Raw genomic sequence first — 13,599 nt, forward strand, 5'->3', positions numbered from 1 at the left:
ATGACGTTGCCAGTTAACTCGCAACGCCGGATATGCCATAGAGGCAGAAAGTTTTTCTGATCCGCCCCAAAACTGCCGGAATTCAAGAGAGCAAAGTGCAGGACGGACAGGGACCGGCTTCGGGCCGGAGCGGCTGACGCAAAGAATAGCCGCGACAGAGACACAAGACGGGGCATGCACGCGGGGGCACATGAAGTCCGAATCGCCACGAATCCTGATCTACAGCCATGACTCCTTTGGTCTCGGCCACCTGCGCCGGTGCCGCGCCATCGCGCAGTCGCTGGTCGGCAAGTTCGATACGCTGTCGGTCCTGATTCTTTCCGGCTCGCCCATCATCGGCAGCTTCGAGTTCCGCTCCCGGGTGGATTTTGTGCGCATTCCCGGCGTGATCAAGCTGCGCAACGGGGAGTACACGTCCCTGTCGCTGCATCTCAACATCGACCACACGCTTGAGATCCGCTCCTCCATCATCGAGCATACGGCGCAGGTCTTTGCCCCTGACATTTTCATCGTCGACAAGGAGCCGCTCGGCCTGCGCGGCGAGGTGGTGGGCACGCTGGAAATGCTGAAGAAGACCGGCACCCGGCTGGTGCTCGGCCTGCGCGACGTGATGGACGATCCACAGATGCTGCAGCAGGAGTGGGAGCGCAAGAACGTGCATCCCGCCCTTGAAGAGCTTTACGACGAGCTGTGGGTCTATGGCCCGGAGGGCATGTGCGATCCGCTGGCCGGGATCGACCTGCCGCAATCCGTCTTCGACAAGATGCTCTACACCGGCTTCCTGCGCCGCGAGATGCCCAAGGGCGCAAAACTGTCCGAACCCCTGCCCTTTGGCGATGAGCCCTTCATTCTGGTCACGCCCGGCGGTGGTGGTGACGGGGTGGAAATGGTGGACTGGGTGATGCGGGCGTATGAATCGCACGGGCGGCCGCTGTTTCCGGCCCTGATCGTGCTTGGCCCCTTCATGCCGGCGGCGGCCGTGGCCGATTTCATGGCACGCGCCGAACATCTGCGCGACGTGCATATCATGCGCTTCACGCCGCAGATCGAGCCTTACCTTCAGGCGGCAACGGCCATTGTCGGCATGGGCGGCTACAACACCTTCTGCGAGATCCTGTCCTTCGACAAGCCGACCCTGCTGGTGCCGCGCATCATCCCGCGCCGCGAACAGGCCATCCGGGCTGGACAAGCCGAGGAGAAGGGCCTGCTGACGGTGCTGCCGATCGAGCGTTATCCGGAGGTCGAGCCCATGCTGAATGCGCTCGCTGCCCTGCCCGGCCAGGCCCGCCCGTCCATGGCAGGTGTTGACAACCTTCTCGGCGGTATCGAGGTGATCGAGACACGCGTCGAGCAAATCCTGTCTACCCGCCCCCGCTTCCAGCAGCCGCGCCGCTCCGCCGTCTGAGCGCGCCCTTTCAGATCAAGACCAGAGGCCTCTCCCATGTCCCGCATTGCTGTTGTCGTGAAAGGCTATCCGCGCCTGTCGGAAACCTTCATCGCGCAGGAAATCCTCGGGCTGGAGCGCCGGGGCATCGGCCAGCTGATCGTGGCGCTGCGCAAGCCCTACGACCCCTTCATTCACGAGCTGCACAGGCAGATCAGCGCCGAAGTGCTCTATTTGCCGGAATATCTGAAGGACGATCCGAAGCGCGTCGCCCGCGCCCGCCGCTGGGCGGAGCAGCAGCCAACCTACGCTGCCGCCCGCGCCCTGTTCGAGGCGGATCTGAAACATGAAAGCAACGCCGGCCGGCACCGGCGCTGGGGCCAGGCCTGCGTCTTCGCCCATGAACTGCCGGAAGACGTGACGTGGATCCACACCCACTATCTGCATACGCCCTGTTCGGTGGCGCGCTATGCGGCGCATCTGTCCGGGCGCGGCTGGTCCTTCTCGGCCCATGCCAAGGACATCTGGACGAGCCCGGAATGGGAGTTGCGCACGAAGCTGGATGACGCCGCCTGGGGCGTGACCTGCACCTCCGTGAATGTGGATTATCTGCGCAGCCTCTCCGCCGACCCTGCCAAGGTGGAGCTGGTTTATCACGGGCTGGATTTCACCGGCTTTCCCGAACCCTCGGGCCGCCCCTCCACCCGTGATGGCAGCGGCGAGCCGGTGCGGCTTCTCTCCGTTGGCCGGGCTGTGGCGAAGAAGGGTTATGACGATCTTCTGTCCGCCCTCGCCCGCCTGCCGCAGGAGCTGAACTGGCACTTCACCCATATCGGTGGCGGCGAACTGTCCGACACACTCAAGGCGCAGGCAGACAAGCTCGGCCTTTCCGCCCGCATCACCTGGATGGGCGCGCGCCCGCGTGAGGAGGTGATTGCCGCTTCTCTCGACGCTGACCTCTTCGTGCTGCCTTCCAAGGTGACGAAAAGCGGCGACCGGGATGGCCTGCCCAACGTGCTGATGGAAGCCCAGTCCATGGGCCTGTGCTGCCTGTCCACCGCCGTATCCGCCATTCCGGAGCTGATCGACAACGGCGAGACCGGCATTCTGGTGCCCCCGGCTGATCCCGCAGCACTGGCAGAAGCGATGGCACGGCTGATCACCACGCCCGCCCTGCGTGATGAACTCGGCCTTGCTGCCTCGCGCAAGGTGCGGGCCGAATTTGCCACCGCGCCGGGGCTGGACCGGCTGGCGGTGAAGTTCAAGGCGCTGGTCTGACGGGATGCGCGCCGCCTTCTACGCGCCGATGAAACCTGCCGATGATCCGGTGCCCTCCGGCGACCGGACCTTTGCGCAGCTCATCCTGCGGGCGCTGGAGACGGGCGGCCATGACACCCGCGTGGCCAGCCGGCTGAAGACCTGGCGCGCTGCGCCTCAGGAACTGCCGGACGCCCATGCGGCGGCAAAGGCAGAGGCGGGGCGGATCATCGGCGGCTGGGAAGCGGATGGCTGGCGCCCGGAAGTGTGGGTGACCTATCACCTCTACCACAAGGCCCCGGACTGGATCGGGCCTGCGGTGGCGGACCATTTCGCGATCCCCTACGTGGTGCTGGAAGCCAGCCGCGCACCCAAGCGCCAGACCGGCCCCTGGGCCTTCGGCTTTGCCGCTGCCGATGCGGCGCTTCAGCGCGCTGACGCGGTGGGTGCGATCCACCGGGCCGATGCGGGCTGCCTTGAGCCGGTGCTGGCGCAGGATGTGCTGCATCTCTTCCCGCCGTTCCTCGATGCAGCACCGTTCCTGAAAGCCCGTCCTGTCCGGCCCGGAGAAGGCCCCGTGCGGCTGCTGGCTGTGGGCATGATGCGCCCCGGCGACAAGGAAGCCTCCTACAAGGTGCTGGCTGCGGCACTGGCGCAGCTGATGGATCTCGACTGGGAGCTGACCCTTGTTGGCGATGGCCCCTCCCGCGAAGTTTTAGAGCCGCTGTTTCCCGCTGCCCGCAGCCGCTTCGCCGGGGCCCTGCCGCCCGAAGCGCTGCCGCAACAATATCTCTGCCATGACGTGTTCGTCTGGCCGGCCATCCGCGAGGCTTTCGGCTTCGTCTTTCTCGAAGCGCAGGCCAGCGGCTTGGCCGTTGCGGGCGGCGCCACCTTTGGCGTGCCGGATATCGTCGAGGATGGCAAAACCGGGCTTCTCTCGCCGGAAGGCGATGCAGGCGCCCTTGCCGCCAGCCTGCGCCGCCTGATCCTGAGCCGGGACATGCGGCTTGCCATGGGCGAGGCAGCACGCGCCCATATTCTCGCCCGGCATGATCTCACCGCAGGCGCAGCACGGCTTGATGCCCTTCTCCATGCGGCGCAAAAGCATTATCTGGGTGTGAGGACAAGACCTTGATGACCAGCACATCCACCCGCCCCCTGCACGCCTTCATCCATGTTCAGCACCTCCTCGGCACCGGCCATGCGGTGCGGGCGGCCGCCATCGGACAGGCGCTGGCCGCACGCGGCGTGGACGTGACGCTGGCGACCGGCAATATTCTGCCGCCGACGCTGGATGTTTCCGGCCTCACCGTCATCGCCCTGCCGCCGGTGCGCAGCCCCGATGCGGTGTTCAACCGGCTGGTGACGCCGGAAGGCGTTGACATTGACGCGGCCTGGATGACCCGCCGGGCAGAGGCCACGATGACGGCCTTCACGGCCCGCCCGGTGGATATTCTCCTGACCGAAACCTATCCCTTCGGCCGCCGCCAGTTTGAGTTCGAGCTGGCGCCGCTCCTTGCCCATGCCCGTGCATTGCCGGAGCGCCCGCTGACCGCCAGTTCCATCCGCGACATTCTGGTGCGCAAGCAGCAGCTCTGGAAGGAAGAGTGGATGGCGGATCAGGCGCTTGCCTCCTATGACCGGGTGCTGGTCCATTCCGATCCGGATTTCGTCGAGCTGGGCGACAGCTTCCCCTTCGCGGGCCGCATCACCCATCTGGTGCGCTACACCGGCTATGTCAGCACGGACGGGCGGCCCGAGGCCCCCGGCGAGGATGGAAAGGACGAGGTGATCCTCTCCTGCGGCGGCGGAGCCGTCTCTGCCGCGCTGATCGAGGCTGCCCTTGGCGCCCGTCTCCTCTCTACCCGCGCCGGTGATACCCGCTGGCGTCTGCTGGTGGGCCACGACGTGGAGGCGGAAGCCTTCGCCTCCTATGTGGAGCGCGCGCCGGAGGGCGTGATCGTGGAGCGGGCACGGCGGGATTTCCCGAACCTTCTCGCCCGCGCAAGACTGTCCGTCAGTCAGGCGGGCTACAATACGGTGCTCGATATCCTTCGGGCAGGCGTGCCGAGCGTGCTCGTGCCCTTTGCGCAGGTGAAGGAGACCGAGCAGACCCAGCGCGCCGAAGCGCTGGCCGGCCACCGCCGCGCCGTCATGCTGGCCGAGAAGGACCTGTCCGCCGAAGCCCTTGCCCGGGCGGTGGATGAAGCCTTGTCCCTGCCCCATGCCGCCACCTCCGTGCGCCTTGGCGGCGCGGAGGCGAGCGCTGACATTCTCCTCAAGGATCTGGAAGAGTTCCGCAAATGACGATTGAGCTTGCCGCGTTCCGGGACAGCCTCAGGGCGCATCTCGACTGGTTTGCGGAGCGGGACCGGAAGGTGCGTTTCTGGTGGCGCGATGATGATGCCATTGAGCCCACGCCTGCGCTGGAGGCCATCCTTGGCCTTGCCCGCGCCCACAAGGTGCAGGTGGCCCTTGCCGTCATTCCCCGAAACGCGACGCAAGCGCTGGCGCAGCGGCTGGCGGAGGATCCCCATGCCGTGGTGCTGCAGCATGGCTGGCAGCATCTCAACCATCAGCTCAAGAACCTGGGCGAGAAGGCCGCCGAGTTCGGCACGCGGCGGGACGAAGCGGAAGCGCTGGCGGAGTTGAAGGCCGGATACGAAAGGCTCGGCCAGCTGTTCGGGCCGCGTTTTGTGCCAGCCATGGTGCCGCCCTGGAACCGGATCGCTCCCGGCATCATCCGCATTCTGCCGGAGGCCGGGCTGACGGGCCTGACCACCTTCACTTGGCATTACCACGGGCCGCATGTGGTGCAGGCGCATGTGGACATCATCAAGTGGAAGAAGGACCGGCGCTTCATCGGCTGGGAAAGCGCCCGCGAACGGCTGGACCTTCAGCTTCTGCGGCGGCGCAACACGGACGGCGAACCGCTGGGCATCCTTACCCATCACCTCGTTCACGATGAGGGGTGCCAGGCTTTTCTGGAGGAATTTCTCGCCATCGCCGCGCATCATCCGGGCGCAGAATGGCCGGACGTGCCCGGGCTTTTCCGGGAATAAGCAAAAGTCACTGCGCGGCGGCAGCTTCCCGGCAGGTGCTGCAAAGGCCGCGCAGCTCGATCACGGTCTTGTGCAGGGCAAAGCCTTCGGCCTTGGCCCAGCCGCTGAGCCGCTTGGAGATCTCTTCATCGGCAAATTCGCTCACCGATCCGCAGGTTTCGCAGATGGCAAAAGCCGTGCTGGCGTGGTCCTCGCAGGAGGGATGGCGGCAGGCCACGAAGGCATTGAGGCTTTCCAGCCGGTGCACCATGCCCATTTCAACGAGCTTTTCCAGCGCCCGGTAGACCTGCAGCGGCGCCCGGAAGCCTTCCACCCGCAGCTTGTCGAGGATGGTATAGGCCGTCAGCGGTCCTTGCGCCTCTTCCAAAGCGCCGAACACGAGGTTCTGGTTGCGCGTCAGGCCGGAGCGGTCGTGGTGATGGTGGTGATGATGATGGTCGTGGTGGTCACTCATCGTCGTTTCCTTCTCTCAGCCGCCGGTCAGCCCGCACTGTCAGTGCGGCGCTTGCGGCCCAGCATCGCCCGGACCGGGAACAGGCTTACACCGAAAAGCAGCATCGCCGCCACCACGATGGACGGCCCCGAAGGCGTGTCAAAGTCCAGTGAGGCAAAAAGCCCCATGACGACGGCGCAGGCCCCGGCCAGGGCTGCGATCACGGCCATCTGCTCTGGCCCGGCGGAAAGCCGCCGCGCAGTCGCCGCCGGGATGATCAGCAATGCCGTGATCAGCAGCACGCCGACGATCTTCATGGCAATGGCAATCACGGTCGCCATCAGCACCATGAAGATGAGGTTGGCCCGTTGCGGCTGCATGCCTTCTGCTTCGGCCAGATCCGCATTGACGGTGGCGGCAAACAGCGGCCGCCAGATCATGGCCAGCACGGCAAGCACCACCGCGCCGCCGCCATAGATGATCCCGATGTCCAGCCGCGAAACGGACAGGATGTCGCCGAAAAGGAAGCCCATCAGGTCCATGCGGATCCAGGTCATGAAGGCAAGGCACACGAGGCCCAGTGCCAGAGACGAATGAGCCAGCAGCCCCAGCAGCGCATCGGACGACAGCCCACCGCGCCGTTGCAGCGTGAGCAGCAGCAGCGACACCAGCGTGCAGATGAGAAAGACCGCCAGCGTGATGTTGACATTCAGCAGGAACGCTAGCGCCACCCCCAGCAGCGAGGCATGGGACAGGGTGTCGCCGAAATAAGCCAGCCGCCGCCAGACGATGAAACAGCCAAGCGGGCCCGCCACCAGCGCAACACCGATGCCGGCCAGAATGGCACGGGTGAAGAAATCATCCAGCATGGCGCTCATCCTTCTTCACACCGCCACAAGGCTCTGCACCTGCTTCATGGGCGTGATCATGTCCACGGTGATGGTGAGCATGATGGTCATGACTGTGCCCATGACTGTGATCGTGATGCCCGTCGCCCGGATGGCAGCTGTCGGTGACCGAGCCATCCGCATGGCGCACGCGGCCATCGGGCAGATGCTCGTGATCGTGACTGTGCTCATAGACCGCCAGCGCCCCGGCGGCACGGATGCCGAAGAGTTCGCGGTAGGCGCTGGAGCGGGCAACATTGACCGGTGTACCCCGGCAGCAGACATGGCCGTTGAGGCAGATGACCTGATCGGTGGCGGCCATCACCACGTGCAGGTCGTGGGAAATCATCAGGATGCCGCAGCCGATCCGGTCGCGCAGGTCCTTGATCAGGTCGTAGAGCAGGATCTCGCCGTTGTAGTCCACGCCCTGTACCGGCTCGTCCAGCACCAGGAGGTCCGGCTTGCGGGCAAAGGCGCGGGCTAGCAGCGCCCGCTGCATCTCGCCGCCCGAGAGGTTGCGCATCTCGGCCTTGATCAGATGGGCGATGCCGGTGGCGGACAGGGCCTCGGCGGCTTCGGCTTCGGACAGCGGCGACGTCAGGCGCATGAAGCGGCCGACCGTCAGCGGCAGCGTCCAGTCGATGGCAACCTTCTGCGGCACGTAGCCAACCCTCAGCCCGTCCTTGCGGGCGGAGGTGCCTTCCGTCGGCGCGACGATGCCGAGCGACATCTTGGCCGTGGTGGACTTGCCGGATCCGTTGGGGCCGATGAGCGTGACAATTTCACGCGGGGCCACGGTCAGATCGACGCCGCGCACCAGCCAGCGGCCGTCGCGCTGCACGCCGGCATTGGACAATTGGATGAGATGGGAACCGCTGGGAGACAAGCCGGTTGCTTTCCAGTGTGAGGATCGGGGTTGCCGCGACTTATCTCATACGTTATACGATCACGCAAACAATGTAACAACATAACATCACAAGTTCCGCCTGACGCGCCTCCTGCGCCGGGCCTTTCCCCGAGGACTGAAGGAGACTTCCCATGTCCCAGACTTCCCGCACCGGCTCGAAGAGCCGCCTCGCCCGCGCAGCACTGGCCGGCACGGCCCTGATGCTGCTCAGCCTTTCCCCTGCGCTCGCCGCGCCCAAGGTCGTTGCCTCGATCAAGCCGGTGCAGAGCCTCGTTGCCGCCGTCATGGACGGCGTGGGTGAGCCCTCCGTCATCGTCGATGGCGCCGCCTCGCCGCACACCTTCGCGCTGAAGCCCTCCACCGCCAAGCTGATCGCGGATGCGGATGTGGTGTTCTGGGTCGGGCCGGAGCTGGAGCCGTTCCTCTCAAAGCCGCTCGAAACGCTGGGCGAAAAGGCCGAGGCCATCGAGTTGTCCGAAGCGCCGGGCGTCACCAAGCTGCCGGTGCGCGAGGATGCCAATTTCGAACCGCATCATCACGGCGAGGAGGAAGGTGAAGCCGGCCATGAAGGGCATGACCATGCCGCCCATGACCATTCGGGCCACAACCATGGCACCGAAGCCAAGGAAGCGGCGGGCCATGATCACGGCCATTCGCATGACCACGGCCATGGCCACGAGCATGGCGAGTTTGACGCCCACGTCTGGCTGGATCCGGAAAACGCCAAGGCCATGGCGGACGACATTGCCCACCACCTGTCCGAAGCTGATCCGGAGAACGCGGCAACCTATGCCGCCAATGCCAAGGCCCTGAAGGAAAAGCTGACGGCGCTGGAAACCGAGCTGACAGCGGAGCTGGAACCGGTGAAGGACAAGCCCTTCATCGTCTTCCACGATGCCTACCAGTATTTCGAACACCGCTTCGGCGTGCGTGCGGCCGGCTCCGTCACCCTCAGCCCGGAAGTGCAGCCGGGTGCCGAGCGTGTCGCCGCCCTGCGCACCAAGCTGAAAGACCTGGGCGCCGTCTGCGTCTTCTCCGAACCGCAGTTCGAGCCGAAGCTCGTCAGCGTGCTGATCGAAGGCACGGATGTGCGCACCGGCGTGCTCGACCCGCTGGGCGCGGATGTGGCCAATGGCAAGGACCTCTATTTCGAGGTGACCCGCAACATGGCCGCCTCGCTGAAGACCTGCCTGTCGGGCGGAAGCTAATCCGCCGCACGGCATCAGAGCTGAAACGATCAAGGGCGCGGAGATGATCCGCGCCCTGTTTGTTTTTCACTAAACGACAATCCTGTCGTCATGGCATGACTTGATCATGCCATCCATGCCGAGACCTCTCACAACGGGCAGTCAGCATGGAAAGACAGCAATGTTGAGGCCTCGCCGGGCAGAAGCGTCACGGCATGGATGCCATGGCCGTAGCCATGGCATGACGAATACGGAAGGCTCAACCTGCCTCCGGCGGCCCCGCATGTGCCCGCCTTCAGGCTCATACCAAGGCTCCGGGATGCTGACGCATCACGCATTGATATTGCTCAGGCGCCGCAAGGGCTTGACCAACTCTCGATGAGTCGAGCTCATCGAGAGTTGTTATCAAATCCCCTCGCCGGCCGAGAAATAGCCGATGGCGGGGATGATGCCTTCCCGGCGCAGGTGGTTGAGCACTTCCTCGGCCAGAACCTCGGCCTCACGCCCTGCGGTCTTGAGGTGCAGTTCCGGGTTTTCCGGTGCTTCATAAGGGCTGCTGATGCCGGTGAAGTTCGGGATCTCGCCCGCAATCGCCTTCTTGTAGAGGCCCTTGGGATCGCGTGCCTTGCAGTCGTCCAGCGGCGTATCGACGAAGATCTCGATGAACTCGCCCGGTTCCAGAAGTTCGCGCGCCATCTGGCGCTCGGCCTTGAAGGGCGAGATGAAGGACACCAGCGTGATCAGACCCGCATCGGTGAAGAGCTTGGCCACCTCGCCGACGCGGCGGATGTTTTCCACCCGGTCGCCGTCGGTGAAGCCCAGATCGCGGTTGAGGCCGTGGCGCACGTTGTCGCCGTCGAGCACATAGGTGTGACGGCCTTCGAGATGCAGCTTCTTCTCCACGATGGAGGCGATGGTGGACTTGCCGGAGCCAGAAAGCCCGGTGAACCACAGCACCACCGGCTTCTGCCGCAGGCTCTCGCTGCGCGCCGCCTTGTCCACGTCCAGCGCCTGCCAGTGGATGTTGCTGGCCCGGCGCAGCGCATGGGCCACCATGCCCGCCCCCACCGTCGCATTCGTCATGCGGTCAATGAGAATGAAGGCGCCCATGGTGCGGTTGGCGCCGTAGGCCTCGAAAGCAGCAGGAGCTGCCAGCGATATGTTGCAAAGGCCAATCTCGTTCAGCGCCAGCGTCTTGGCTGCCGTCTGCTCGAAGGTGTTGACGTTGATCTTGTGGCGGATGTCGGTAACGGAGGCCGCCAGCGTGCGTGCGCCGATCTTCATCAGATACGAGCGGCCCGGCAGCAGGGCGTCTTCCGCCATCCAGATCACATGAGCCGAGAGCTGGTCCGCCACATCCGGACGCGCCTGAACGGGCGCCAGCACATCACCACGGGAGATATCGATCTCGTCCCGAAGGACGATGGTGACCGCCTCACCGGCGCTCGCGTTTTCCACATCGCCGCCAGCGCCCAGAATGCGGGTGACCGAAGACGTCTTTCCGGAGGCGGCGACAACCAGCTCCTCGCCAACGGTCACCCGGCCGCTGGCGATCGTGCCGGAATAACCGCGGAAGTCGAGGTTCGGCCGGTTCACCCACTGCACGGGGAACCGGAAAGGCTGCCCCGTACCGGCAAGGCTGACGTCGACGCTTTCCAGATGCTCCAGCAGTACCGGACCGTCATACCAGGGCATGCGGGCGCTGCGGGTGGTGACATTGTCGCCATAGCGGGCGGAGATGGGGATCGCCTGCAGCGTCTCGAAGCCGAAGCCACGGGCCAGCTCTTCGAAAGCCTCCCGGATTTCGTTGAAGCGCTCCTGCGAAAAATCCACGAGGTCGATCTTGTTCACCGCCAGCACCGCATGGCGGATACCGAGCAGCGAAGCAATGAAGGCGTGGCGGCGGGTCTGGGTCATCAGCCCGTGGCGGGCATCGACCAGCAGCACGGCGAGATCGGCGGTGGAGGCACCGGTCGCCATGTTGCGGGTATATTGCTCATGGCCCGGCGTGTCGGCGACGATGAACTTGCGCTTGTCGGTAGCAAAGAAGCGGTAGGCCACGTCGATGGTGATGCCCTGCTCGCGCTCGGCCTCAAGACCATCCACCAGCAGGGCAAGGTCCATGTCCTCGCCCACGGTGCCGTGCTTGCGGCTATCCTTTTCGAGTGCCGCCAACTGGTCCTCGAAGATCAGCTTGGTGTCATAGAGCAGGCGCCCGATCAGGGTGGACTTGCCGTCGTCGACGCTGCCGCAGGTGAGGAAGCGCAGCTGATCCTTGTTTTCCTGCGAACGGATATAGTCGAGCACGGCCTCTTCGGACGTGAGCTTTTCGGAGAAGTCCATGATCAGAAATACCCCTCGCGCTTCTTCTTTTCCATGGAGGCGCTGTCGTCGTGGTCGATCAGGCGGCCGGAGCGTTCGGATGTGCGCGCAATCAGCATCTCGCGCAGAACAGCAGGCAGCGTATCAGCCCCGGATTCAATGGCACCGGTCAGCGGATAGCAGCCGAGCGTGCGGAAGCGGACGGATTTCTCTTCCACCGTCTCCCCGGCACGCAGCTTCATCCGGTCGTCATCGACCATGATCAGCATGCCGTCGCGCTCCACCACCGGACGGGGTGCGGCGTAATAGAGCGGCACCATGGGGATGTTCTCCGCCAGGATGTACTGCCAGATGTCCAGCTCGGTCCAGTTGGACAGGGGGAAGGCGCGGATGGATTCGCCCTTCGCCACGCGGGCGTTGTAGAGGTTCCACAGTTCCGGCCGCTGGTTCTTCGGGTCCCAGGTATGGGCTGCCGTGCGGAAGGAGAAGACGCGCTCCTTGGCGCGGGACTTTTCCTCATCGCGGCGCGCGCCGCCGAAGGCCGCATCGAAGCCGTATTTCGTCAGCGCCTGCTTCAGCGCCTCGGTCTTCATGATGTGGGTGTGGACCTGCGAACCATGGTCGAAGGGGTTGATGTTCTGCGCCAGCCCGTCCGGGTTGGTGTGAACGATCAATTCCAGCCCGAGCCGCTTTGCGGTCTCGTCACGGAAAGTGATCATCTCGCGGAACTTCCAACCCGTGTCCACATGCAGGAAGGGGAAAGGCGGCCTGGAAGGATAGAAGGCCTTCATCGCCAGATGGAGCATCACGGAGGAGTCCTTGCCGATGGAGTAGAGCATCACCGGATTGCGGAACTCTGCCGCAACCTCGCGGATGATGTGAATGCTCTCCGCCTCAAGGCGCCGGAGATTGCTGAGCCGGTCTGACATGCGATTGCCTTCTTCCACTCCCTCTTCCCGCCGCGTTGCTGCACCGGGAACATGTGCGCGAGACTATAGGGCGTTGTCCTTGCGCATAAGAAACAGTTTTGCGCAGTTTGCCGGAAGCCGGACCTTTACTCCCGCTTTTTGGGGTCTTGGGAGAAATCCCTTCGGCAGCATCAATTCAGGTGTCATGCGCCCAGACAGGCTTGGACCCGGGCCAAAGCCGTAACACAGGGGCATGTATCAATCAGTCAGCGCGCCATTCCGGCGGCAAAGCGCAGGCAGGCCTGCATCAGGATCAGCGCCGGTGTCGGCGGCGTATCGGCGCGGGTGGTCAGCCCGACCGGCCCCAGCGTTTCCGCCGTCTTCACAGGCAGTTCGACAAGATCCCCATTGGCAATATCGCGCGCGACCACGCCGCTGGAGATGATCCACACAGCATCGCTGTCCAGCGTGTAGATGCGCCCGAACGTGTCAGAGATTGTCTCGACCCGCTTGGGCAAATGGCTGACGCCGTTGGCAATCATCAGCCGCTCCACGTAAGGCCGGATGATCGCCTCCCGCGTTGGATAAAGCACGGTGAAATCCGCGATCCGTGGCAGATCTGCCAAGGGCTCATCCAGCAGCGGATGCCCCCGGCGCACCACCAGCGACACGCTTTCGGAATAAAGATGCGTGAAGGAGAGCCCCTGCATCTGTTCAGGATCAGCCAGCCGCCCGACGACGAGATCCAGTTCCCCCACCCTGAGGCGGCCCAGCAGAAACCGGTTGGGGCCCGTTTCCATCGTCAGCACAGTGCCGATGGCCTCTGCCTCGAAGCGCTGCACCGCCTCCGGGAAGATGCGCGCTGCGACACTGGGCAGCACGCCGACATTCAGGAACGAATCCCCCGACATGCGCGCCTGCGCCACGCTGTCGAGCCCCTGCTTCAGCGCAGCTAGACTCGCCCCTGCATAATGCAGCAGCACATCACCGAACTGGGTCAGTTCCACGCCCTTGCGCGAGCGCTCGAACAGGCGCACGCCGAGAATCTCCTCCAGTTCCTTCAGTGTCTTGGAAACGGCAGGCTGGGTGATGGCCAGCGCATCGGCAGCCTTCACCAGACTGCGCCTGCGGGCCACCTCCAGAAAGCACTGGATGTGGCGGTACTTTACCCGGCCATCAATGATCATCCATTCCCTCCGGTTATGCTGACTGGACAATTTGTCATTTTACATAACCGATGGATGAATGAAAT

Annotated in this window: 12 protein-coding genes; 6 read left to right on the top strand and 6 right to left on the bottom strand. The window is 64.4% G+C overall.

Annotated features, from left to right (window positions below; genetic code table 11):
- Positions 1 to 190 precede the first annotated feature (190 nt).
- The 5 genes from H163_RS0100700 to H163_RS0100720 are packed head-to-tail and all read left to right on the top strand — an operon-like array spanning position 191 to position 5,703.
- Positions 191 to 1,405, top strand: coding sequence for a glycosyltransferase family protein (locus H163_RS0100700; RefSeq protein WP_019962614.1), 1,215 nt, complete (start codon positions 191 to 193; stop codon positions 1,403 to 1,405).
- A gap of 36 nt (positions 1,406 to 1,441) precedes the next feature.
- Complete coding sequence (locus H163_RS0100705; protein WP_019962615.1) at positions 1,442 to 2,662, top strand: glycosyltransferase family 4 protein; 1,221 nt, start codon at positions 1,442 to 1,444, stop codon at positions 2,660 to 2,662.
- 4 nt (positions 2,663 to 2,666) lie between these two features.
- On the top strand, positions 2,667 to 3,776 hold the full coding sequence (locus H163_RS0100710; protein ID WP_019962616.1) for a glycosyltransferase family 4 protein: 1,110 nt from the start codon (positions 2,667 to 2,669) through the stop codon (positions 3,774 to 3,776).
- Positions 3,776 to 4,948 (top strand): glycosyltransferase family protein, encoded by a 1,173-nt coding sequence (locus tag H163_RS0100715; protein ID WP_019962617.1) that lies wholly within the window; start codon positions 3,776 to 3,778, stop codon positions 4,946 to 4,948. Before H163_RS0100710 ends, H163_RS0100715 begins: the two co-directional genes overlap by 1 nt.
- Positions 4,945 to 5,703 carry a polysaccharide deacetylase family protein gene (locus H163_RS0100720; protein ID WP_019962618.1) on the top strand — a complete coding sequence of 253 codons (759 nt, stop codon included), beginning with the start codon at positions 4,945 to 4,947 and terminating at the stop codon, positions 5,701 to 5,703. Before H163_RS0100715 ends, H163_RS0100720 begins: the two co-directional genes overlap by 4 nt.
- A 7-nt stretch (positions 5,704 to 5,710) precedes the next feature.
- On the opposite strand, the gene H163_RS0100725 is transcribed toward H163_RS0100720, so the two are convergent.
- Genes H163_RS0100725 through H163_RS0100735 form a run of 3 tightly spaced genes read right to left on the bottom strand, consistent with a single transcriptional unit; the run spans position 5,711 to position 7,909 of the window.
- On the bottom strand, positions 5,711 to 6,157 hold the full coding sequence (locus H163_RS0100725) for a Fur family transcriptional regulator (protein ID WP_019962619.1): 447 nt from the start codon (positions 6,155 to 6,157) through the stop codon (positions 5,711 to 5,713).
- 26 nt (positions 6,158 to 6,183) lie between these two features.
- Positions 6,184 to 7,005 carry a metal ABC transporter permease gene (locus H163_RS0100730; protein ID WP_040677871.1) on the bottom strand — a complete coding sequence of 274 codons (822 nt, stop codon included), beginning with the start codon at positions 7,003 to 7,005 and terminating at the stop codon, positions 6,184 to 6,186.
- Entirely contained in the window at positions 6,995 to 7,909 is a 915-nt protein-coding gene (locus H163_RS0100735; RefSeq protein WP_026355300.1) for an ATP-binding cassette domain-containing protein, read from the bottom strand. The genes H163_RS0100730 and H163_RS0100735 overlap by 11 nt, the downstream gene beginning before the upstream one ends.
- A 152-nt stretch (positions 7,910 to 8,061) precedes the next feature.
- On the opposite strand from H163_RS0100735, the gene znuA reads away from it, so the two are divergent.
- Positions 8,062 to 9,138 carry a zinc ABC transporter substrate-binding protein ZnuA gene (znuA, locus tag H163_RS0100740; protein ID WP_019962622.1) on the top strand — a complete coding sequence of 359 codons (1,077 nt, stop codon included), beginning with the start codon at positions 8,062 to 8,064 and terminating at the stop codon, positions 9,136 to 9,138.
- Between the two features lie 384 nt (positions 9,139 to 9,522).
- Here znuA and cysN read toward each other — a convergent pair whose 3' ends face one another.
- The 3 genes from cysN to pcaQ form a co-directional block, all read right to left on the bottom strand.
- A complete protein-coding gene (gene cysN, locus H163_RS0100745) occupies positions 9,523 to 11,460 on the bottom strand; it encodes a sulfate adenylyltransferase subunit CysN (protein WP_019962623.1) in 1,938 nt (645 codons plus the stop codon).
- A 2-nt stretch (positions 11,461 to 11,462) separates the two neighbouring features.
- Positions 11,463 to 12,368, bottom strand: coding sequence for a sulfate adenylyltransferase subunit CysD (cysD, locus tag H163_RS0100750; RefSeq protein WP_026355301.1), 906 nt, complete (start codon positions 12,366 to 12,368; stop codon positions 11,463 to 11,465).
- A 245-nt stretch (positions 12,369 to 12,613) separates the two neighbouring features.
- A complete protein-coding gene (gene pcaQ / locus H163_RS0100755) occupies positions 12,614 to 13,531 on the bottom strand; it encodes a pca operon transcription factor PcaQ (RefSeq protein ID WP_040677877.1) in 918 nt (305 codons plus the stop codon).
- Positions 13,532 to 13,599 lie beyond the last annotated feature (68 nt).

This window comes from Pannonibacter phragmitetus DSM 14782, from assembly GCF_000382365.1.
Lineage (GTDB): Bacteria > Pseudomonadota > Alphaproteobacteria > Rhizobiales > Stappiaceae > Pannonibacter > Pannonibacter phragmitetus.